Consider the following 22479-nt stretch of genomic DNA (forward strand, 5'->3'; position numbering starts at 1 on the left):
TATCCGAGAGGTCTCAACTCGGGAAAGAACGCCGTCCAAACCTGCACTCGATCTTGCCCAGTTGACGTGAAGTGGACTATACCTGTCGGCGTCTGCTCAGCCGTTTCCACCGGCCGCGGACAGCGCGGGGGATGGGGGAAACGGTGAGGCGCGTATCGGAGCGCCGTCGGCCTGTGTTTCCGACCGATCCCGGCGTGTAGACATCAGGCACGACCCCAGCTTCACATCACCGCGGTGCCGGGGAGGATCCGGTTCACCGCCTGAGTCCTGGAGAAGGCGAGGACTTGAGCATGGGATCCACTTCCGCCCATAACAATGGTGAGGGCTTCGGCCGCCGCGATCTGATCAAGCGGTCCGCCGCACTCGGTCTGGTCGCCGTTCCCACGATGAGCTTCCTGTCGGCCTGCGCGAGCAGCGACAGCGGTTCGGGGGACAAGGCCAAGAAGGGCAAGACGTCCAAGAAGAACCCGCTCGGCGTGAACGAGACCGCGCCGCTCGCGGTCACCATCTTCGACGGCGGCTTCGGCACGAAGTACGCCACGGACGCCAACGCCGAGTACAAGAAGGCGTTCCCCAAGGCCAAGATCGTCTTCCACAAGACGCAGAAGATCCAGTCGGAGCTGCAGCCGAAGTTCAACGGCGGCACGCCCCCCGACCTGATCGACAACTCGGGCGCCGAGCAGATGGACATGGGCGTCCTCGCCAGCAAGAAGCAGCTCACCGACCTGACCCCGCTCCTGGACGCGCCGTCGATCGACGACCCGTCCAAGAAGGTCCGCGACACTCTGCGCCCCGGCATCGTCGAGATGGGCCAGCTTGAGGGCGACCCGGTCTGGATCATGTACTACGCGTACACGGTCTACGGCGTCTGGTACTCGCAGAAGGCCCTGGACGGCCTCGACGCGCAGTACCCGGAGACCTGGGACGACATGCTCGCCCTGTGCGCCAAGGCGAAGAAGAAGGGCATCGCCGGCTGGACGTACGCGGGCAAGTACCCGTACTACCTGCCGTTCTCGCTCTACCCCTTCATCGCCAAGATCGGCGGCCGCGAGGTTCTCGACAAGATCGACAACCTGGAGCCGAACGCGTGGAAGCACCCGGCCGTCAAGGCCGCCTTCGAGGCGTACTACGAGCTCTACAAGAAGGGCTACGTCCTCAAGGGCACGCCCGGCATCGACCACATCCAGTCGCAGACCGCGTGGGCCAAGGGCAAGGCGCTGTTCATCCCGAACGGCTCCTGGGTGGAGAACGAGTCCGCGAAGGTCATCCCCGGTGACTTCGACCTGGCGGTCGGCGCGCCCACCGGCCTCGACTCCAGCGACAAGATGCCCTTCGGCACCATCTGGGCGTCCGGCGGCGAGCCTTTCATCGTCCCGGCCAAGGCGAACAACGTCGAGGGTGGCATGGAGCAGCTGCGCATCATGCTCTCCGAGGCCTCCTCGAAGAACTTCACCTCCTCCGTCAAGTCGCTCTCGGCGTTCAACGGCGGCACCGACGGTATCGAGCTGACCCCGGGCCTCAAGTCCGGTGTCGCGGCCCTGGAGAAGGCCGGTGACAACGTGGTCAACCCGCGCCTGCAGGACTGGTACGTGAAGCTCCAGAAGGAGCAGATCGGCGTCTCCTGCCTGGGCGAGATGATGGCCGGACGGCTGACCCCGGCCGAGGCCATCAAGAAGATCCAGGCGTTCGCGGACGCGGCTGCCAAGGACCAGTCCATCAAGCACTACAAGCACCAGTAAGAACTCGTGCGCACGCGTCATCAGCGGCGGCACCCGCGAATCGATCGGGGTCGGTAAACCATGCAACACGGCAAGTACAGGTTCATTGCGGGGTTCCTGGTGGCCCCCTTGGCGTTGTATGCAGTCTTCGTCATCTGGCCGTTCATCCAGTCCATCTATTATTCGTTCACGGACTGGACCGGCCTGAGCCCGGACTTCAAGATGGTCGGCTTCGCCAACTACAAGCGGTTGTTCCAGGACGATGTCTTCTGGAAGTCCTTGCAGCACAGTGTGTTGCTGGCATTGCTGCTGCCGCTGGTGACGCTGGGCCTCGCGCTCTTCTTCGCCTTCATGCTCAATGTCGGTGGGCGGCGCCGAAAAGGCACCGCCATCACCGGAGTACGTGGTTCTGGGTTCTACAAGATCGCGTATTTCTTCCCGCAGGTTCTTTCGATCGCGATCGTCGCCATCCTCTTCCGGTTCGCCTTCAACCCCAATGACGGCGTGATCAACGGGACGCTGAAGGCGATCGGTCTCGGCAGCATCCAGCCGGACTGGCTGGGTGACCCGAACTTCGCTCTGTGGTGCGTCATGGCCGTCCTGGTCTGGAGCACCGTCGGATTCTTCGTCGTGCTCTTCTCGGCCGGCATGGCGTCCATCCCGAAGGACTTCTACGAGGCGGCGCTCCTCGACGGCGCGAGCCGGTTCACCACCTTCTTCAAGATCACGCTGCCGCTGCTCTGGGACACCGTGCAGTCCGGCTGGGTCTACATGGGCATCCTGGCCCTCGGCGCGGAGGCCTTCGCCTCGGTGCAGATCATGACGGTGGGCCCCGGCGGCCCCGACTACTCCACCACGGTCCTGCCGCTGTACGTGTACCAATCGGCGTTCCGCGACGCCAACGCTGCCTACGCCACAACGATCGGCGTCGCCCTGCTCATCGTCACGCTGCTGTTCGCAGCCGTCGTGATGCGGCTCGGCCGGCGCGAGCGGCTGGAGTTCTGACCATGAAGACCACTGACATCCCGCCCGCCGGACCCATCGAGGACCGTCCGCCGGTGAGCAAGACGGCGGCCCCGGCCGTCACGGAGAAGAGCGAGGGAACGGTCCTCAACGTCTTCTCGCACGGTGTCCTCGTCATCTGGGCGATCATGGTCGTCATGCCGCTGCTCTGGGCGGTGATGACGTCCTTCAAGGACGACAACTCGATCTTCAGCTCGCCCTGGTCGCTGCCGGACAAGCTGCACTTCGAGAACTGGTCACGCGCCTGGTCCCAGGCCCACATGAGCCAGTACTTCGCCAACACCCTGATCGTGGTGGGCTGTTCGCTGGTCGGCACGCTCGTTCTCGGCTCCATGGCCGCGTACGTCCTGGCCCGCTTCGACTTCCCGGGCAACCGGTTCATCTACTTCCTCTTCGTCGGAGGAATGAGCTTCCCGATCATGCTGGCCCTGGTGCCGCTGTTCTACGTGATGCAGAACCTGCACCTCCTGAACTCGCTGCAGGGCCTGATCGTCGCCTACATCGCGTATTCGCTGCCGTTCACGGTCTTCTTCCTGACGTCGTTCTTCAGGACGCTGCCGACATCGATCGCGGAGGCGGCGTTCGTCGACGGCGCCTCGCACACCAGGACGTTCTTCCAGATCATGCTGCCGATGGCCAAGCCGGGCCTGATCAGCGTGGGGATCTTCAACTTCCTGGGGCAGTGGAACCAGTACATGCTGCCGACGGTGCTCAACACCGAACCGGACAAGAGGGTGCTGGCCCAGGGGCTGGTGGAGCTCGCGACCAGCCAGGGCTACAAGGGTGACTGGTCGGGCCTGTTCGCCGGCCTCGTGATGGCGATGCTGCCAGTGCTCGGGGCGTACATCATCTTCCAGCGCCAGGTCGTGCAGGGCCTGACCGCGGGGGCGCTCAAGTAACGCCTCGGACACTGCGGGTGAGGGCCCGGTTCCGGAACATCTCGTCCGGAACCGGGCCCTCACCCCTGTCCGCGCCCGTGTGTGCTCTTCTGTGCTCTTCTGCGCCGGGTATCGCTCAAGCTCTTGACGGGAGGCAACCCGAAAGGCTCAGCTTAGAGTTCAATAGTTGGACATACGCCGAGGCCTCATCGAAGCGGCCTCGCACGCAGGAGGTCGTCGTGGAGACTCCGGGGTCGCAGTCGTCGCTGCATCGGGCCAATCTGGAGCGGGTCGTACGCGCCGTGCGGCTCGCGGGTTCGCTCACGCAGGCGGAGATCGCGAGGACGACGGGCCTGTCCGCGGCGACGGTGTCCAACATCGTCCGGGAGCTCAAGGACGGGGGAACGGTCGAGGTCACGCCCACCTCGGCCGGTGGACGCAGGGCCCGCAGCGTCTCGCTCAGCGGCGACGCGGGCATCGTCATCGGTGTCGACTTCGGCCACACCCACCTGCGCGTGGCGATCGGCAACCTCGCCCACCAGGTGCTCGCCGAGGAGGCCGAACCCCTCGATGTGGACGCCTCCGCGGCGCAGGGCTTCGACCGGGCCGAGGAGCTCGTCGAGCGGCTCGTGGCGGCCACCGGCGTGGACCGTACGAAGGTGGCGGGCGTCGGGCTCGGCGTCCCGGGTCCCATCGACGTCGAGAGCGGCACGCTGGGCTCCACGTCGATCCTGCCGGGCTGGACCGGCACCAAGCCTGCCGAGGAGATGAGCAGGCGCCTCGGCGTGCCCGTGCACGTCGACAACGACGCCAACCTGGGCGCCCTCGGCGAGCTGGTCTGGGGCAGCGGGCGCGGCGTCAAGGACCTCGCGTACATCAAGGTCGCCAGCGGTGTCGGGGCCGGGCTCGTGATCTCCGGGAAGATCTACCGGGGTCCGGGGGGAACGGCCGGCGAGATCGGGCACATCACGCTCGACGAGTCGGGCCCGGTGTGCCGCTGCGGCAACCGCGGGTGTCTGGAGACCTTCACGGCGGCCCGGTACGTGCTGCCGCTGCTCCAGTCCAGCCACGGGACCGATCTGACCATGGAGGGTGTCGTGCGGCTCGCGCGGGACGGTGACCCGGGGTGCCGGCGGGTGATCGCCGACGTGGGCCGTCACATCGGCAGTGGTGTCGCGAATCTCTGCAACCTGCTCAACCCCAGCCGGGTCGTCCTCGGCGGCGATCTGGCGGAGGCCGGAGAGCTGGTCCTCGGGCCCATCAGGGAGTCCGTGGGGCGCTATGCGATCCCCAGTGCGGCGCGTCAACTGTCCGTCCTTCCAGGGGCGTTGGGCGGCCGCGCGGAGGTGCTCGGGGCGCTCGCCCTGGCACTCAGCGAGATGGGCGATTCGACCCTATTGGACGGATCTCTGGCTGTGGCTACACCTGCCTTCACTTAGAGAACGCATGACACCGTTGCCATCTCGTTAAGGATTTACTCCTTGACGCCGGGGTTGCGGCCGAGTTGACTTCCCGCTACCTCGGCCGCAACGTCGCGGCCTCGTCAGGGAGGTTTCTGAAGTGAATACGCGTATGCGTCGTGCCGCCGTTGCGTTCTGTGCCACTGGTATGGCCGTCTCTCTCGCCGCTTGCGGCAGCGCCAAGGAGTCCGGCGACAAGGGCAGCGGCGACAAGGCGAGCCCCAAGAAGGGCGACGCCATCACGGTCGGCCTGCTGCTGCCGGAGAACCAGACCGCGCGCTACGAGAAGTTCGACAAGCCGATCATTGAGAAGCAGATTTCGACGCTGACCCATGGCAAGGGCAAGGTCGAGTACCTGAACGCCAAGCAGGACGCGACCGTCCAGTCCCAGCAGATCGACACGATGATCACCAAGAAGGTCGACGTGCTGATCCTGGACGCGGTCGACTACAAGGCCGTCGCCGGCGGGGTGACGAAGGCCAAGGCCGCCGGCATCCCCGTCGTCGCGTACGACCGCCTGGCCGAGGGTCCGATCGCCGCGTACACCTCGTTCGACAACACCGAGGTCGGCAAGACGCAGGGCGAGGCGCTGCTGAAGGCCATGGGTGACAAGGCCAAGCCCAGCTCCAAGATCGTCATGATGAACGGCGCGATCACCGACCCGAACGCGAAGCAGTTCAAGGACGGCGCGCTCTCGGTGCTCAAGGGCAAGGTGGCCATCGCCAAGTCCTACGACACCAAGGAGTGGAAGCCGGAGAACGCCAACCAGAACATGGAAGGCGCCATCTCCGCGATCGGCAAGAGCAAGATCGCCGGTGTCTACTCCGCCAACGACGGCATGGCGGGCGGCATCATCACCGCGCTCAAGGGCGCGGGCCTGAGCAAGCTCCCGCCGGTCACCGGCCAGGACGCCGAGCTCGCGGGTGTGCAGCGGATCGTCACGGGCGACCAGAACATGAGCGTCTTCAAGTCGTACCCGCAGGAGGCCGAGACCGTCGCCAAGATGGCCGTCGCCGTCGCCAAGGGTGAGAGCCTCGACTCCATCAAGACCGGCACGGTCGACAGCGGCACCGAGAAGGGTGTCCCCTCCGTGATCGTCCCGGTGGTCTCCCTGACCCAGGACAACATCAAGGACACGGTCGTCAAGCAGGGCTACTACACCCTGGGCGAGATCTGCACGGCCAAGTACAAGGCCGCCTGCGCCAAGATCGGCCTGAAGTAACCACGCCGGAGTCGCCCTTCGGCAACTCCCTGGTCCTGCACGGGACATGAGCGCACCGTGAAGGAGCGCCCCGTGTGAGCACGTCCGGCGCCCCGCCGCCGACAGCCCCGCAAGCTCAACGGCGGGGCGCCGGACGGAACGACGTACGACAGCACCATCCCTGCACGTACGCACCCCCCTCTCAGTCTTTTCTGTTCAACCTCCCGCCGGGTCAGGCCTTTGGCGGCGAAGGAGATGGTTCACGTGTCCGCTACGCCCGTGCTGGCGTTGCGCGGAGTCTCCAAGCGATTCGGTGCCGTCCAGGCGCTCACCGATGTAGAGCTTGAGGTCCACGCCGGTGAGGTGGTCGCCCTGGTCGGCGACAACGGTGCCGGAAAGTCCACCCTTGTCAAGACGATCGCCGGTGTGCACCCCATTGATGAAGGTGTCATCGAGTGGGACGGCAAGGCCGTCGCGGTCAACAAGCCGCACGACGCCCAGAACCTGGGCATCGCGACCGTCTACCAGGACCTCGCGCTGTGCGACAACATCGACGTCGTCGGCAACCTCTTCCTGGGCCGTGAGCTCAAGCGCCGCGGTGTCCTCGACGAGGTCGAGATGGAGCGCCGCTCCAGGGAGCTCCTCGAGACGCTCTCCATCCGCATCCCGAGCGTGCGCATCCCGATCGCCTCGCTCTCCGGCGGTCAGCGCCAGGTCGTGGCCATCGCCCGCTCCATGCTCGGCGAGCCCAAGCTGGTCATCCTCGACGAGCCGACGGCAGCCCTCGGTGTCGAGCAGACCGCGCAGGTCCTCGACCTCGTCGAGCGTCTTCGCGAGCGCGGGCACGCGGTCATCCTCATCAGCCACAACATGGCCGATGTGAAGGCCGTCGCCGACAAGGTCGCCGTCCTGCGGCTCGGCCGCAACAACGGCGTTTTCGAGGTCAAGACCACCTCGCAGGAAGAGATCATCTCCGCCATCACCGGCGCCACGGACAACGCCGTGACCCGTCGTGCGGCGCGCAGCAACGCGGAGGCTCAGAAGTGAGCATCGAAAAGACCGACAAGCCGCACACCGCCGTGGACGCCCCGGCGGCCGCGGGCGACGCGAGCGTGGCCATCGACCCCCGCCTCCTCGTCCGCGAGCAGGGATTCGCGGGCTACATAAGCGAGTTCAAGCGCAAGATGCGCGCCGGTGACCTCGGCGCGACGCCGGTCGTCATCGGCCTGATCGTCATCTGCGCGATCTTCCAGAGCCTGAACTCGGCGTTCCTGGGCGCCGAGAACCTCAACAACATCTTCGTCGCCATGGTCGCGACGGGCATGATGTCGGTCGGCATCATCTTCGTGCTGCTGCTCGGCGAGATCGACCTGTCGGTGGGCTCCGTCTCGGGTGTCTCCGCGGCGATCACGGCAGTGATGAGCGTGACCCACGGCGTCAACGAGTGGGTCGCGGTCCTCACCGCCCTCGCCGCCGGTGCCGTCATCGGCGCCCTGCACGGCTTCTTCTTCGCCCGGATCGGCGCCCCCGCGTTCGCCGTGACCCTGGCCGGCCTGCTGTTCTGGAACGGCTTCATGCTCCAGATCCTCGGCTCCAACGGCACGATCAACATCGACAGCGACGGCGTGGTCGGCAAGCTCACCACGTACTACTTCTCGGACGTCGCGGCCGCCTACGGGCTCGCGATCGTCGCGGTCGCCGCGTACTTCCTGACGGCGTTCCTCGGCAACCGGCGCCGCGAGGCCGCCGGCATCCCGTCCCGCCCGATGAGCGAGCTCGTGCTGCGCACGGTGCTGCTCGCGATCGCGGCCTTCGGCGTGGCGATCATGTTCAACCAGTACAAGGGCCTGCCGCTCGCCGTGCTGCTGTTCGCGATCGTCCTGGTCGGCAGCGACTTCGTGCTGCGCCGCACCTCGTACGGCCGCAAGATCTTCGCGCTCGGCGGCAGCGTCGAGGCGTCGCGCCGCGCCGGTATCAACGTCACGGCGGTCCGTGTCTCGGTCTTCGCCGTCGCGGGTCTGTTCGCGGCGGTCGGCGGTCTCTTCTGGGCCTCCAAGATCGCGGCGGCCAACCAGAGCGCCGGCTCCGGCGACCTCCTGATGAACGTCATCGCGGCGGCCGTCATCGGCGGCACCAGCCTCTTCGGCGGCCGGGGCCGCACGTGGAACGCCCTGCTCGGTGTCCTCGTGATCACGTCGATCCAGTACGGCCTTGCCCTTCAGGGCATCGCCACGCCGATCCAGTACATGATCACCGGTGGCGTGCTCCTCGCCACGGTCGTCATCGACTCGGTCACCCGCAAGACCCAGAAGTCGGCGGGCCGCGCCTAGCGGTCACGACGCTCCCTGGATCCTGTGCCCGGCGCCAATGACGACGCCGGGCACAGCCATGTCATGAGAGCGCTACCGAACGTGCGTACCCCCCGGGTACGGCCGATCGCGTGACGTACAACGCACAGCCCGGGCGCCGCGCGCTGAGGCGGAACATTAGACTCGACAGGCCCGGCAAAAGCTCGAACAGCTCTATCGCAAGGAGGCACGGGTGCCGCTGCTGACCCGCATCACGGGACCGCGCGATCTGGACCGGCTCAGCCTGGAACAGCTGGACCAGCTGGCCGGCGAGATCCGGACCTTCCTCGTCGACGCGGTATCCAAGACCGGCGGCCACCTCGGCCCCAACCTCGGCGTCGTCGAGCTCACCATCGCGCTGCACCGGGTCTTCGACTCGCCGAAGGACCGGGTGCTCTTCGACACCGGTCACCAGTCCTACGTGCACAAGCTGCTCACCGGCCGGCAGGACTTCGCCAAGCTGCGCACCAGGGGCGGCCTGTCCGGCTACCCCTCGCGCGCCGAGTCCGACCACGACGTGATCGAGAACTCGCACGCCTCCACGGTCCTCGGCTGGGCCGACGGCCTCGCCAAGGCGAACGAGGTGCGCGGCAAGGACGACCACGTCGTCGCCGTGATCGGCGACGGAGCCCTCACGGGCGGCATGGCCTGGGAGGCCCTGAACAACATCGCGGCCGCCAAGGACCGCCCCCTCGTGATCGTCGTCAACGACAACGAGCGCTCGTACGCCCCCACCATCGGCGGCCTCGCCAACCACCTGGCCACCCTGCGCACCACGGACGGCTACGAGCGGTTCCTGGCCCGCGGCAAGGACCTCCTGGAGCGCACGCCGGTCGTCGGCCGCCCGCTCTACGAGACCCTGCACGGCGCCAAGAAGGGCCTCAAGGACTTCATCGCCCCGCAGGGCATGTTCGAGGACCTCGGCCTGAAGTACGTCGGCCCCATCGACGGCCACGACATCGAGGCCCTGGAGTCGGCCCTGGCCCGCGCCAAGCGGTTCGGCGGACCGGTCATCGTGCACTGCCTCACCGAGAAGGGCCGCGGCTACAAGCCCGCCGAGCAGGACGAGGCCGACCGCTTCCACGGCATCGGCCCGATCCACCCGGACACCGGCCTGCCCATCAAGGCCTCGGCCGCCAGCTGGACGTCCGTCTTCGGCGACGAGATGGTCAAGCTCGGCCACGACCGCGAGGACATCGTCGCGATCACCGCCGCGATGCTCCAGCCCGTCGGCCTGAAGAACTTCGCCGACGCCTTCCCCGACCGCATCTACGACGTCGGCATCGCCGAGCAGCACGCCGCCACCTCGGCCGCGGGCCTCGCCACCGGCGGGGTGCACCCGGTCTTCGCGGTCTACGCGACGTTCCTCAACCGCGCTTTCGACCAGGTCCTCATGGACGTCGCGCTGCACAAGTGCGGCGTCACCTTCGTTCTGGACCGGGCCGGCGTCACGGGCGACGACGGCGCCTCGCACAACGGCATGTGGGACATGTCCATGCTCCAGGTCGTCCCCGGCCTGCGCCTGGCCGCCCCGCGCGACGCCGAGCAGTTGCGCGCCCAGCTGCGCGAGGCCGTCGAGGTCGACGACGCGCCGACCGTCGTCCGCTACTCGAAGGGCGTCGTCGGACCCGCGGTCCCGGCCGTCGGCAAGGTCGGCTCCATGGACGTGCTGCGCAGGGCGTCGGCCGCCAAGCCGGACGTGCTCCTCGTCTCCGTCGGGGCGCTCGCCCCGATGTGCCTGGAGATCGCCGGCCTCCTCGACAAGCAGGGCATCACCACGACCGTCGTCGACCCGCGCTGGGTCAAGCCGGTCGACGAGGCGCTCGCGCCGCTCGCCGAGCAGCACCGCGTCGTCGTCACCGTCGAGGACAACTCCCGCGTGGGAGGCGTCGGTTCGGCGATCGCGCAGGCCCTGCGCGACGCGGGCGTCGACGTACCGCTGCGCGACTTCGGCATCCCGCCGCGCTTCCTCGACCACGCCTCGCGCAAGGAGGTCATGGCCGAGATCGGCCTCACGGCCCCCGACATCGCGCGTCAGGTCACCGGTCTGGTCGCCAAGCTGGACGGTCGCTTCGAGCGCGCCACGGCCGCGGACGCCGTGGAGCCCGTGCGCGACTGACCCTGCAGAGGCTGCTCCATGGGCCGGTCCCACCACCACGCAAGGGTGGTGGGACCGGCCCATTCGCGTGAACGCGCCCGCGCCGGGACATACGGAGCGAAAGCCCCCTCGATCATGTCGAGGACGACAATGCGTGGGAGGTACGCCCGTGAGCAGCACCCTCTTCAGGACGAAGAAGGTCGAACAGTCGATCTTGGACACTGAGGAGCCGGAGCACGCACTCAAGAAGTCGCTGTCCGCTCTGGACCTCACCGTGTTCGGGGTCGGTGTCATCATCGGCACCGGCATCTTCGTCCTCACCGGCAAAGTCGCCAAGGAGAACGCGGGCCCCTCGGTGGCGCTGGCGTTCGTCGTGGCCGGCGTCGTCTGCGGCCTCGCCGCGCTGTGCTACGCGGAGTTCGCCTCCACCGTCCCGGTCGCCGGGTCCGCCTACACCTTCTCGTACGCGTCGCTCGGCGAACTCCCCGCCTGGATCATCGGCTGGGACCTGGTCCTCGAATTCGCGCTCGGCACGGCGGTGGTCGCCGTCGGCTGGTCGGGCTACGTGCGCTCGCTGATGGACAACGCGGGCTGGCATCTGCCCGAGTCGCTGAGCGGGCGGGACGGGGCCACGGGGTTCGGCTTCGACATCCTCGCCGCCGCCCTGGTCCTGGTGCTCACCGTCATCCTCGTCCTCGGGATGAAGCTCTCCGCCCGCGTCACCACGGTCGTCGTCGCCATCAAGGTGGCCGTCGTCCTCATCGTGATCATCGCGGGGGCCTTCTTCATCACGGCCGACAACTACAAGCCCTTCATCCCGAAGGCACAGCCGCAGGAGGCGGGCAGCAGCATCCAGTCCCCGCTCATCCAGCTGATGTTCGGCTACGCGCCCACCGACTTCGGCGTCATGGGCATCTTCACCGCAGCCTCCGTGGTCTTCTTCGCCTTCATCGGCTTCGACGTCGTCGCCACCGCCGCCGAGGAGACGAAGAACCCGCAGCGGGACATGCCGCGCGGCATCCTGGGCTCCCTCTTCATCTGCACGACGCTCTACGTGGCGGTGTCGATCGTCGTCACGGGCATGCAGAAGTACAGCGAGCTGTCCATCGACGCCCCGCTCGCCGACGCCTTCAAGGCCACCGGGCACCCCTGGTACGCGGGCGTCATCAGCTTCGGCGCCGCGGTCGGCCTGACGACGGTCTGCCTGATCCTCCTCCTCGGCCAGACCCGGGTGTTCTTCGCGATGAGCCGAGACGGGCTGCTGCCCCGCTTCTTCTCCGTCGTGCACCCGAAGTTCAAGACCCCGTACCGGCCGACCATCCTGCTCGGCGTGATCATCGCGATCCTGGCCGGGTTCACCAGCCTCAGCGAGCTCGCGGAACTGGTGAACATCGGCACGCTCTTCGCCTTCGTCGTCGTCGCGCTCGGCGTCATCATCCTGCGCCGCACCCGCCCCGACCTGCCCCGCGCCTTCCGCACCCCCCTGGTGCCGTTCATCCCGATCCTGTCGGTGCTCGCGTCCCTGTGGCTGATGCTGAACCTGCCCGCGGAGACCTGGCTCCGCTTCGCCGTCTGGATGGTGCTCGGCTTCGTCGTGTACTTGGTGTACGGGCGCTCGCACAGCCGGCTGGGGCGGGCGGAGGAGGCGGGCCAGGGGGCGTGACTCGGCTGGCGGGGCGAGTGTGGGGATGCCCCTCTGTCGACAGCGGCACGCCTATGATAGTAAATTTCAGGATCCGTGCGCCAAGCCGGGCCGGAGTTCTGAGGGAGGGTGGCATCCCGTCATGCCGATGAGGTCTGCGAGCGCGGCGAGCGTCAGGGGAGCACAGGCGCCCGAAGGCCGGCCCGGTGAGTACCTGGAACCGGTCGGCGTCGAGACCGGGCGGTGGCTCTTCCTCGGTAAGGACGGGCGGCTGACGGCCTATCTGCCCGTGGCCGGCGGTGTCCAGCGCTGGACACAGGACCGGCCGGGAGCCACGCGCTGGACGGGCCCCGAGTTCTTCGCCGCCCCGCACGTGCGGTTCATGTCGCTCACTCAGGGAGCGGACGGCTACGTCCATCTCCTCGGCAGGCGCGCCAGGCGCCGCGCCGACGGCACGGTCACCGTCGACATCGTGCACGCCATCCAGTACCAGACCGGCCGTCCGCTCTCGGAGTGGCGCGGCCTCGGCAACCCGTACAAGGACCCCGAGGCGGCGCGCAAGTTCGGCCGTCCGTCCGGGGTGGCCGACGCCTCCGGCACGGTCCACGTCTTCGTCCGCAACGGCGCCGGCGGCGTGCATCTGCGGCGCGAAGGCGCGGGCGGCAAGTGGCAGCCGTGGGAGGACCTCGGCGGCGAGCAGGCCGTCCACGGACTCGCCCCCGCCGTCACCGCGTCGGGCCGCATCGAACTCCTCGCGCCCGCCCGCGGGTCGGCGCTGCACTGGTATCAGGCGGAGGCGGGCGGGCAGCTGCTGCGCGGCCAGGACATTCCCCAAGTGCCCGTCGCGGGCAGCGCCGTCGGCCTGGAGACGGCCAGGGAGCGGGTCTCGTTCTACTGGTCCGCCCCTGCGGGCGGCATCGTTGCACAGCGCCCCGGCAACTGGCCGGCCGCGCTCGGATCCGCGACCGACGACACCCAGCTCGCCGCCGTCCGCACGTTCATCGACGGCTACGACTGCACGGTCCTCGCGCACCGCGGCGCGACCGGCGCGATCATGCTCTCCGCGTTCGTCAACGAGTCCGAGGCTAACGGCGTGTGGTGGTCCGACACCGGGCGGCGCTGCGTCGGCGGCCCCGGCCTCGCGGTCGACGCGTACGGCAGGGTGACCCTCGCAGCGGTCGACGAGAGCGGCGCGCTGTGGATCTCCCACCAGGCCGAGGGCCAGGGTCTGGCCCTCGGCGACTGGTACCGGATCTGACGTCCGCCGCCACCCGGCGCGGGCCTCGCGTGAAGCGGCGCGGGCCCGCGCACGGACCCGCGCCCCGCTCACTGCGAAGTCCCGTGCGCGGGTGACTTCTTGGCGGACTCGGGGACCTCGGACCCGGTGCGGATGGCCTTCCACAGGGTTCTCGCCTGCGGTTCGGCGGGCACCACGCGGTTCGGGTCCGCGGTGTCGTACCGCACGGGCAGCATGATCGTTTCCATGCTCGCCGGGTCGACGCCGTTCATGCTGCGTCCGAAGTCGGCGAGCGACTTGAGGGAGGCCAGCTCGGAGTCGGTAGTGAGCGACGAGGTGAGACTGTTGGCGATCTTGTAGGTCTTCGTGGGGCTGCCCAGCAGGTCCTGCTTCTTGATCTCGCCCAACAGGGCGATCATGAACTGCTGTTGGAGCCCGATACGGCCGAGGTCGCTGCCGTCGCCGACGCCGTGCCGCGTCCGCACGAACGCGAGGGACTGGGTGCCGTCGAGCTTGTGGGTGCCCGCGCTCAGGTCCAGGCCGCTGGACGTGTCGTGGATCGGCTTGTCGACGGTGACGGTGACGCCGCCTATCGCGTCCACGAGCCCCTTGAAGCCCGAGAAGTCGATCTCCATGAAGTGGTCCATGCGCACGCCGGACATCTGCTCGACGGTCTTGACCACACAGGCCGGACCGGCTAGCGAGTACACGGAGTTGAACATCACGCGCTTAGCAGCCGGGATGGTGGAGCCGTCCGACTTGGTGCACTCGGGCCGCGTGACCAGGGTGTCGCGCGGGATGCTCACCGCGGTGGCCTGCGTGCGGCCCTCGGGTATGTGCATCACAAGGGCGGTGTCGGAGCGCGCGCCGGCGACCTTGCCGGCGCCCAGGTCCGCGTTGGCTCCTGCGCGCGAGTCCGAGCCGAGGACCAGGATGTTCTGGCCGGACGTGGGCAGCTTCTCGGGGCGGTTCTTGCCGAGTGCTTCGTCCAGGTCGACGCCGTGGAGATTGCCGTTGAGGCTGCTGTAGAGCCAGTAGCCGGTGCCGCCGGCGGCCAGGACGAGCACCACCAGGGTCCACAGGATGATGCGCCGGACACGGCTGCCGCGGGAGCGCGGCGGCTTCGCCGGACGGCCCCGCCGCCCCTGCGGGCGCCGTCGGCTGTGCGTGGCGGTGGCATGACTCATAGTGATCGCAATCCTCCGGGACGCGGCCGTCTGGTGGTCGCACGCGGAACGGCGGAGGGTCCGTGGGGGATCGCCGGGGCCGCAAGGCCTCGTCGTGCGGCCGGCGCGAGAGGGGGCAACGCGTCCCGGTGCGCCCGGCGGGCGTACGGGCGTGCGAAGATCGGCCGGATATCGGAGCACTATAGACAGAATTCGGCGCGCTATCACGTCCTGGTCGCCGTCAGTTCTCCGGCCTCGCGGACGTCCTGACGGTTGTGAAGGTTGTACGCGCCACGGGGTGGTCCATGTCACGCGCGCGTTTGTGAAGATCGTTTGACGTTGCCTTATCGGGTAGATGTCATATAAGCGGCAAATTTGTCCGTTATTTACCTCGATTCACTGCCCCAATGGGTCCGTATTTAGAGGCTTTTGAGTTTTCGCTTGACGAGTCTTTATTGAAAGAGCAAAGATCCCTCGCGCCGGTTCCCGTTTAGAACGGCAACCGAATGTGATGTGAACTGCACGTGAAGACTCTGAGGTGTCGAGCCTCAGTCGGGTCGAGGCTGAGGGTCAATGAGAAAGCTGTCCTTGAGAGCTGTTCAGAAGCTCACGTGCAAGAAGCGTGACGCCTGGTGGACAGTGCTCTTGGTCGACCCCGTGGCGACCCGGATGCTGTGCTGGCTGGCCCGCTTCCGCTGCGTCACCCCGAACCGCGTCACCTGGGCCGCGCTCTTCGTCGGCCTCGGCTCGGCGTGGCTCTTCCTGCGCGGTGACCAGACCTCGCTCATCATCGGAGCCGCCCTCTACCACGTGAGCTTCATCCTCGACTGCATCGACGGCAAACTCGCTCGTCTCAAGGGCAATGGCTCCGTCTTCGGCGGCTGGCTCGACTACGTCTTCGACCGCATCCGCGTGCTGTTCTGCGCCCTCGCCCTGATGGGCGGCCAGTACCTGCGCACGCACGAGGCCTACTACCTGCTCGCGGCGCTCGTCGTGGTCTTCCTCGACATGCTGCGTTATGTCGACGCCCTGCAGATCTACAAGATGCGCATGTCCATGCGTACGAAGATCGAGAAGGTGACGGCGGAGCGGAAGGCGGTCGAGGCGCAGGCCCGGGCGGCGCAGGAGCCCGAGGCCGAGCCCAAGGTCGTCTTCATGGAGGACCTGCTCCGGGAGAACCCCGGCGTCGAGGCCGAGGTGCTGAAGCAGCACTCCGGAACGGGTGAAGTCGTCGACCTGCACGCCCAGTTCCGGGGGCGCTTCCCCTGGTACACCCGGGTGCGTCAGGCGCTCCTGCGCAGCCGTGTCAGGCCGCACCTGATCAGCGGCATCGAGTTCCAGATGTTCATCTTCATCGTGGGACCGTTGATCGGGCAGATCCTGTGGACCACGGCCGTCTCCGCCGCACTGCTCGGCCTCTTCGAGCTCGTGATCATGTACAAGTTCTGGCTGTCCACCCGTGACTTCACCCGGGTCATGGAGGAGCTGGCGCCCACGCCGTCCACGGCCGGCACCGTCGCCGACCACCTGTTCGCGGGCCGCCACCGAGGGCGCGTCCCCGCGGCGCCGCCCGAGGTCGCGATGGAGGAACGGTTCCCCACCCCTGAGCCGTACGAGGACCCGGGCTTCCAGCCCTATCCGCAGCCGCAGTACCAGAGCCATGCCCCGTACGCCGCTGCCGGCCGGGCCACCCCGTACCCGCCCCACACGGTCACGCGGCCCATCCCGGTGCAGCGGACCGACGACACCTGGATGGAGGCCGAGGGGCGCTCGCGATGAACTACCAGCACGTCGAACCGACCGCGTACACGGTCACCGTGGTCGTGGGCGCGTACAACGCGAGCGCCACGCTCGACCGCGCCCTGCGCTCCGCACTCGGCCAGACCCACCAGCGCGTGGAGGTCGTCGTCGTCGACGACGCCTCCACCGACGGCACCCTCGCCGTCGCCCAGCAGTACGCCCTGCGCGACCCCCGGGTGCGCGTCATCGCCCGCCCGCAGAACAGCGGCGGTGTCGGCGCGCCCCGCAACAACGGCATCGAGGCCGCGAGCGGCCAGTTCGTGATGTTCCTCGACGCCGACGACGAACTGCCCCACAAGGCATGCGAAGTCCTCCTCGCCTCCGCCCTGACCACCGGCGCCGACATCACGGCGGGCCGCGCCCTGCGTGTGAACCTCGCCAAGGACGAGATCACCGTCTGGCAGCCCCAGCTCTACGGCACCGACCGCACCGTCGCCGGCGGGCTCCGGGCCATGCCCGAACTGTTCGACGACCCGATCGCCGCGGCGAAGCTGTACCGCCTCGACTTCCTGCTCAACAACGGCATCCGGTTCCCGGAGAGCGTGTACTTCGAGGACACGTACTTCTCCACCGTTGCCGGCTACTGCGCCCGCTCCATCACCCTCCTCGCGGCCCCCGTCTACCGCTGGATCTGGGAGCGTGAGACGGACGCGCCGTCGATCACCAACCGGCGCGGCGAACTGCGCAGCATCCGCGACCGCGTCCTCGTGCACCAGTGGGCCGACGCCTTCCTCGCGCAGAACGGCGCGCACGAGCTGATGGCCCACAAGGCCGCCAAGTTCCTCTCGCACGACCTAAGGCTCTACACGCCCGAACTGCGTACCGGCGACGACGGCTACCGCCAGGGCTTCGTGCAGTTCGTCGCTCCCTATCTGCGGTCGTTCACCCCGGAGGCGTACGACCTGTGCGGCCCCCTGGAACGCGTGCGGGCCTTCGGGCTCATGCACGGCAGGGTCGACGTGGCGCTCTCGGTCTCCGACTACACCCAGCGGCGCAGCGTGCTCAGCTCCGACCTGGTGGAGCGCGACGAGAAGGTCTACTGGTCGGGCTCGCTGCTCGGCCGACCGCACGCCGAGCGCTTCCTCGACGTCACCGACCTCGACCTCACCGGCCAGACCCTCTCCGACGCCCGTCTGTTCAACCAGGCCACGCGCGCCGAGATCCGGGACGGCGAGCTCCACGTTACGGGCTACATCCGCAACCAGTTCGGCCGCATCGGCCCCAAGGACAAGCTCGAACTGACCGCGGTTCTGCGCCGCCGCAGCCCCAAGACCGACCACACCTTCACGGTCAGCGGCGTCGAGGTCGACGACGAGTACATCCGTTACCACACCACGGTGGACCTAGACGAGACCGTCGGCGAGTCCGGCAGCGGCGCCACATGGAACCTCTTCGTGCAGATCCGGCACGCCGGACAGCGCGCCACCACGACCGTCTGCGTGCGCGGCGTCGACGTGGGCCAGGAGCGCTACCGCGGCGACGGTGAGACGTACGAGATCTACGAAACCGTCAGCGGCAACCTCGCGCTGCGCCCCGAGACCAGCGAGCAGCAGGCCGGCCTCGACCCGCGCGGGACGCCCTGGCTGTGGTGGGCCGGCAGCAGGGCTCCGGAGCCGGCCGCACCCCCGAAGCGGTACGCCCTCTCGCTCGTCGTGCACTGCCACAACGACGAGTACAACCTGTACGAGTTCCTCAGCTCCCTCGCCGCCCAGGCCGAATTCATCCGGACCCAGGTGATCCTGGTGGACGATGGATCGGGCGACAGCACCCCCGGCCGGCTCGCCGCCTTCGCGGCCCACTACCCGAACGTCTCGGTCGTCACACAGGTGCCCATGGGCATGCGCGTCGCCTTCGACAACGGGCTGCAGTACGTGAGCGCGCCCTACGTGATGTTCGCGCGCGCCCGCGACATCCTCGGCGAGGACAGCCTCGGCCGCCTCCTGCGCACCGCCCGCTCGGCCAAGGCCGACGTCGTCATCGGAGACCAGGACAACTTCCCCGGCCCCCGGCGCGGCACCGACCAGCCGTGGAAGCGGTACTTCGCCAAGGGCGCGGACCAGGTGGCACGCCTCGACGACGCCCCCTACCTCGTCTTCTCCACGGACCTGGGGGCCAAGCTCCTCAGCACCAGGCTGCTGCGCGAGCAGCGGCTGCGCTGCGGCCAGGGACCCGGCTACGAGGACGCCTGGATGGCCGTGCCCGCCCTCCTGCACGCGCGCCGCGTCGCGATCGCGCCCATGGCCACCTTTTACGAGCGCGACCAGGAACAGCAGGACTCGCTGTTCGACCTGCCTTGGAACGACTCGGTGAAGACCCAGGAGCTGATCCGCCTGTGCGGACACGTCCTGAGGCGTACCGCCACGCTCAACCCGCGCACCACGCGCCTCGCACAGCGCTTCGTCGTACGCACCATGCAGCCGTACCTGCGCAACATCCACCGCATCATGAGCCGCGCGGAGATCAGCGCGATCTTCCCCGCCCTCTACGACGTCTACGCGCAGATACCGGACGACCTGATCCTGCAGTACGCGGTCGTCCCCATCTCACGCCTGCAGCACCACGCCGTGCGGACCGGGAACTTCGCGCTGTTCTGCGACCCGCACGCCAAGCCCGAGTACCTGCCCCATCTGCACATCGACGACCAGGGCCTGCACCGCAGGCTCACCGTCGACAACGTCCCGACCTCGCTGCTGCGCGTGGACCGGCAGAAGGCCGTCCTCGAGACCTTCGAGACGGAGCGCGAACAGATCGTCCTCCAGGGCCTGTTCGTCCTGTCCGGCACCGACATCTCGCACGAGTTCGACAACCGCATCCAGCTCGTCCTCGGCGACGGCCGCACCGAGCGCACCGTCCCCGTCGAGCAGGTCTACCGCCGTGACCGCTGGCGCACCCGCAAGGAACAGGACTGGTACTCCGGCTGGCGGGCCGTCCTGCGCCCGGACGACTTCAAGGGCATCAGCAACCGCGACCTCACCCTCACCGTCCGCGTCCACGACGGCGACCGGCACCTCGACATCTCCGTCGAAGCACGGCAGATGCTGCACCGCTTCAAGGGCGTCCACCCCGTGCGCCGCGCCACGCTCCTGCTCGTCATCGACGACGACGAGCAGATCACGCTGCGCCGGGTCGCGGGCCTTGTGCGCCGGGCCACCCACAAACTCAGGCGCTTCGGCCGGGAGTTCAGGTCCGCCCTGCCCGGCAGGCCTGGCTGGCGCACCCGGCTCCTGTACTGGCTCACTCACCCCTGGCTGCACCGCAAGGACATCTGGATCATCGGCGAGCGCGAGGACACCGCGCAGGACAACTCGTACCACCTGTTCAAGTGGATCCGGCAGTACGAGCCCAAGCGCAAGGTGTACTACGCCATCAACGGCGACGCTGCAGACCGGGAGAAGATCGACCACCTCGGACAGGTCATCGACCGCCTCTCCTGGAAGTACCGTGTCCACCTGCTGCACGCCTCGCGCCTCATCAACGCGTACGACTTGGAGGCCTACCTCGGCTTCCCCGGTCTGTCCAAGCGGGCCTTCCTGCGCGGATACGGCGATCTGCTTCGCTACAAGCGGGTGTTCCTGCAGCACGGCGTCGTCTACAACGACGTGGCGCCGTCCATCCACGCGCAGGTCACCAACGTCGACATGGTCCTCACCACCGGACGCAGCGAGCGCGCCTACTACGCGGAGCACTGCGGCTACGGCTACGACCGGGTCGCTGCCACCGGCCTGCCACGCTTCGACGCGCTCGAACCGGTGCCGGGACTGCGGCGGATCCTCGTCATGCCGACCTGGCGCCGCGACATCGTGGCCCCGTCCTACAACAAGGCCGCCAAGCCCGAGATCCCCTTCGCCGCATCCGAGTACTACCGCTTCTTCTCGTCGCTGCTCCGCGACGAGCGGCTGCTGAGCGCCCTTCAGTTTTACAACGTGGAACTGGAGTTCATGCCGCACTACGAGATCCGGCCGTACCTCAAGCACTTCCGCATCGACCACCCGTCGATCACCGTGTCCACCACGGGCCGCGACGTACAGCTGGCAATGCGCGAGTGCTCCATGCTCGTCACGGACTACTCGTCGGTCTTCTTCGACGTGGCGTACATGGCCAAGCCCATCGTCTACACGAACTTCGACGACGAGGCCTTCTACAGCAAGCACTACAAGCGTGGCTACTTCGACCTGGCCAGGGACGGTTTCGGGCCCACATGCGGCACTGTCGACCACGCCGTGAACGAGATCATCGGATCCATCGAGCGGGGCTTCGAGGTCGAACCCGAGTACCGCAAGCGGGCAGAGGACTTCTTCGTGCTGCGCGACACGTTCAACTGCGAGCGCGCCTACGACGTGATCGAGACCATGGACCCCGGCGTGGTGGGGGCCGTATGACGCGAGAGCGGACGGAGCACAACCGATGACACGCGTTTTCCTCGCCGGCGACTCGACGGTCGCCACCCGCCCCTACAGCATGGCCCCGATGGCCGGCTGGGGGCAGGCGCTGCCGGTGTTCTTGCAGGGTGCGGAGGTCGTCAACGCGGCACGTGCCGGGGCCAGTTCGCGCAGCTTCCTGGAACGCGGACGGCTCGCCTGGATCCTGCAGAGACTCGCCCCCGGCGACCTGCTCCTGATCTCGTTCGGCCTCATCGACCTCAAGCCGGAGCCGGGCCGCCACACCGCCCCGTTCACCGACTTCCAGTGGTACCTGCGCCAGTACGTCCACGGAGCGCGCGACCGCGGCGCCCACCCGGTGCTCGTCACCAGCCACGACCGGCGGTCGTTCGACGCCCACGGCAACATGTGGCACCCGTCCGGCCTCTACCCGGAGGCCGTGCGTGAGCTCGCCGCCGCGCTGACCGTCCCGCTCGTCGACCTCCACCGCTGGACCACCGACTGGTGGCGGCAGGCCGGACCCGACGGCACCCGGCGGGCCTTCCTTCACCTGGAACCGGGTGAGCACCCGAACTACCCCGAAGGCATCGAGGACAACACCCATCTGAGGCCGGCGGGCGCCCTCGAATGCGCCCGCCACGTCGCCGACACGATGCGCGTGACCGGCCTGCTGGCCCCGGACCGCTTCCGCAACCTGGACGTCCAGTACCTTCCCGAGGACTGCCTCCAGTGGCCCGACGACCACACCTTCGAACAGGTCACGGCGGAGCGGGCGGTGGCCGCGTGAGCACCTGGTTCCCGCTGGCCCAGGCCTGGGTCACTCACCCCCGCCACTCCGAGTACGGCGGCCGGCTCGAACTCGCCGCCGACGCCGACCCGTCCGTCCCCCTCGGCCCCGGCCAGGAGGTGCAGCTCGCCGTCACCGTCCAGCCGACCGGCGGGGCCTACCGCACCTACGGCTACCTCATGGACGACCTGCTCGGCACGGCCGCCGTCATGCCCGCGCACAAGGGCTTCGCCCATCTCGCCAAGAACGGCCGCTACGCGACGTACACCACCGGAACCGAGCCCCGCACCGTCATCTCCACGCTGCGCATCCGCGACGACGCCCCCGAAGGCGCGGTCGTCCTGCCGCGCGTCAGCGTCGGCGTGATATTGAACGAGGGCGACAAGCTGATCTCGTCGTCCGCGGTGTCCGAGGGCGGCTTCCGAGTCCGTCGGGCCTGGCTTCCCGGCCGCAGCGTGATGCTCGCCCCCGGCGCCCGGGTCACCATTCCTGCCGGCTTCAGCCCGGCGCAGGGGCTGCGGCTGACCGGCGCCACCTGCGCACGGTACGGAGTGGTCACCTGCGCCCCCGACGGCAGCGTGACTTACCGGTCGGATCCCACCTACCAGGGATACGACCACTTCGCCTGCTCCTTCGAGGCGGCCGGGGGACACGTCGTGTGGTCCGAAGTCACCCTGTTCATGGGGGACCTGGCCGGTTCACCCGGTGCGCTGCCCCTCCAGGGGTGAGCGGCGAATGGGCG

At 68.2% G+C, this 22479-nt stretch carries 15 protein-coding genes; 14 read left to right on the forward strand and 1 reads right to left on the reverse strand.

From position 1 onward, the window contains the following. Window positions 1-290: 290 nt before the first annotated feature. The 10 genes from ngcE to ACY0PA_RS31165 all read left to right on the forward strand — a co-directional run bounded on the left by ngcE (window position 291) and on the right by ACY0PA_RS31165 (window position 13626). Entirely contained in the window at window positions 291-1739 is a 1449-nt protein-coding gene (gene ngcE, locus ACY0PA_RS31120; protein WP_473080815.1) for an N-acetylglucosamine/diacetylchitobiose ABC transporter substrate-binding protein, read from the forward strand. Between the two features lie 60 nt (window positions 1740-1799). Then, window positions 1800-2723, forward strand: a complete 924-nt coding sequence (locus ACY0PA_RS31125) for a carbohydrate ABC transporter permease (protein ID WP_473080816.1) — start codon at window positions 1800-1802, stop codon at window positions 2721-2723. A gap of 2 nt (window positions 2724-2725) precedes the next feature. Beyond that, window positions 2726-3640 (forward strand): carbohydrate ABC transporter permease, encoded by a 915-nt coding sequence (locus ACY0PA_RS31130; RefSeq protein ID WP_473080817.1) that lies wholly within the window; start codon window positions 2726-2728, stop codon window positions 3638-3640. A gap of 218 nt (window positions 3641-3858) precedes the next feature. Continuing rightward, window positions 3859-5058: an ROK family transcriptional regulator gene (locus tag ACY0PA_RS31135; RefSeq protein WP_473080818.1), complete on the forward strand. Its 1200-nt coding sequence runs from the start codon at window positions 3859-3861 to the stop codon at window positions 5056-5058. A 121-nt stretch (window positions 5059-5179) separates the two neighbouring features. Further along, entirely contained in the window at window positions 5180-6301 is a 1122-nt protein-coding gene (locus ACY0PA_RS31140; protein ID WP_473080819.1) for a sugar ABC transporter substrate-binding protein, read from the forward strand. A gap of 234 nt (window positions 6302-6535) precedes the next feature. Beyond that, entirely contained in the window at window positions 6536-7327 is a 792-nt protein-coding gene (locus ACY0PA_RS31145; protein WP_266558831.1) for an ATP-binding cassette domain-containing protein, read from the forward strand. Continuing rightward, window positions 7324-8610 (forward strand): sugar ABC transporter permease, encoded by a 1287-nt coding sequence (locus ACY0PA_RS31150; RefSeq protein ID WP_473080820.1) that lies wholly within the window; start codon window positions 7324-7326, stop codon window positions 8608-8610. The genes ACY0PA_RS31145 and ACY0PA_RS31150 overlap by 4 nt, the downstream gene beginning before the upstream one ends. Before the next feature lie 211 nt (window positions 8611-8821). Further along, window positions 8822-10747, forward strand: a complete 1926-nt coding sequence (dxs, locus tag ACY0PA_RS31155; protein WP_473080821.1) for a 1-deoxy-D-xylulose-5-phosphate synthase — start codon at window positions 8822-8824, stop codon at window positions 10745-10747. A gap of 148 nt (window positions 10748-10895) precedes the next feature. Continuing rightward, window positions 10896-12389, forward strand: a complete 1494-nt coding sequence (locus tag ACY0PA_RS31160) for an amino acid permease (RefSeq protein WP_473080822.1) — start codon at window positions 10896-10898, stop codon at window positions 12387-12389. Between the two features lie 121 nt (window positions 12390-12510). Continuing rightward, window positions 12511-13626 (forward strand): PLL family lectin, encoded by a 1116-nt coding sequence (locus tag ACY0PA_RS31165; protein ID WP_473080823.1) that lies wholly within the window; start codon window positions 12511-12513, stop codon window positions 13624-13626. Window positions 13627-13694: 68 nt separating this feature from the next. On the opposite strand, the gene ACY0PA_RS31170 is transcribed toward ACY0PA_RS31165, so the two are convergent. Then, window positions 13695-14792 carry an LCP family protein gene (locus tag ACY0PA_RS31170; RefSeq protein ID WP_473080824.1) on the reverse strand — a complete coding sequence of 366 codons (1098 nt, stop codon included), beginning with the start codon at window positions 14790-14792 and terminating at the stop codon, window positions 13695-13697. Between the two features lie 567 nt (window positions 14793-15359). On the opposite strand from ACY0PA_RS31170, the gene ACY0PA_RS31175 reads away from it, so the two are divergent. Genes ACY0PA_RS31175 through ACY0PA_RS31190 form a run of 4 tightly spaced genes read left to right on the forward strand, consistent with a single transcriptional unit; the run spans window position 15360 to window position 22465 of the window. Continuing rightward, window positions 15360-16550, forward strand: coding sequence for a CDP-alcohol phosphatidyltransferase family protein (locus tag ACY0PA_RS31175; RefSeq protein ID WP_473080825.1), 1191 nt, complete (start codon window positions 15360-15362; stop codon window positions 16548-16550). Next, window positions 16547-20950, forward strand: coding sequence for a glycosyltransferase (locus ACY0PA_RS31180; RefSeq protein WP_473080826.1), 4404 nt, complete (start codon window positions 16547-16549; stop codon window positions 20948-20950). Before ACY0PA_RS31175 ends, ACY0PA_RS31180 begins: the two co-directional genes overlap by 4 nt. A gap of 25 nt (window positions 20951-20975) precedes the next feature. Beyond that, the gene (locus ACY0PA_RS31185) at window positions 20976-21737 is read left to right on the forward strand and encodes a rhamnogalacturonan acetylesterase (RefSeq protein ID WP_473080827.1); all 762 of its coding nucleotides are present in this window, start codon (window positions 20976-20978) and stop codon (window positions 21735-21737) included. Then, window positions 21734-22465 (forward strand): hypothetical protein, encoded by a 732-nt coding sequence (locus tag ACY0PA_RS31190; protein ID WP_473080828.1) that lies wholly within the window; start codon window positions 21734-21736, stop codon window positions 22463-22465. The genes ACY0PA_RS31185 and ACY0PA_RS31190 overlap by 4 nt, the downstream gene beginning before the upstream one ends. Window positions 22466-22479: the final 14 nt, after the last annotated feature.

The organism is Streptomyces sp. DS1-CR2 (assembly GCF_055760475.1).

What these genes read in the sequence shown, in the direction of transcription:
- ACY0PA_RS31170 (WP_473080824.1), bottom strand. Translation starts at nt 14,792, where the DNA reads ATGAGTCATGCCACCGCCACGCACAGCCGACGGCGCCCGCAGGGGCGG.
- ACY0PA_RS31180 (WP_473080826.1), top strand. Translation starts at nt 16,547, where the DNA reads ATGAACTACCAGCACGTCGAACCGACCGCGTACACGGTCACCGTGGTC.
- ACY0PA_RS31125 (WP_473080816.1), top strand. Translation starts at nt 1,800, where the DNA reads ATGCAACACGGCAAGTACAGGTTCATTGCGGGGTTCCTGGTGGCCCCC.
- ACY0PA_RS31185 (WP_473080827.1), top strand. Translation starts at nt 20,976, where the DNA reads ATGACACGCGTTTTCCTCGCCGGCGACTCGACGGTCGCCACCCGCCCC.
- ACY0PA_RS31145 (WP_266558831.1), top strand. Translation starts at nt 6,536, where the DNA reads ATGGTTCACGTGTCCGCTACGCCCGTGCTGGCGTTGCGCGGAGTCTCC.
- ACY0PA_RS31130 (WP_473080817.1), top strand. Translation starts at nt 2,726, where the DNA reads ATGAAGACCACTGACATCCCGCCCGCCGGACCCATCGAGGACCGTCCG.
- ACY0PA_RS31165 (WP_473080823.1), top strand. Translation starts at nt 12,511, where the DNA reads ATGCCGATGAGGTCTGCGAGCGCGGCGAGCGTCAGGGGAGCACAGGCG.
- ngcE (WP_473080815.1), top strand. Translation starts at nt 291, where the DNA reads ATGGGATCCACTTCCGCCCATAACAATGGTGAGGGCTTCGGCCGCCGC.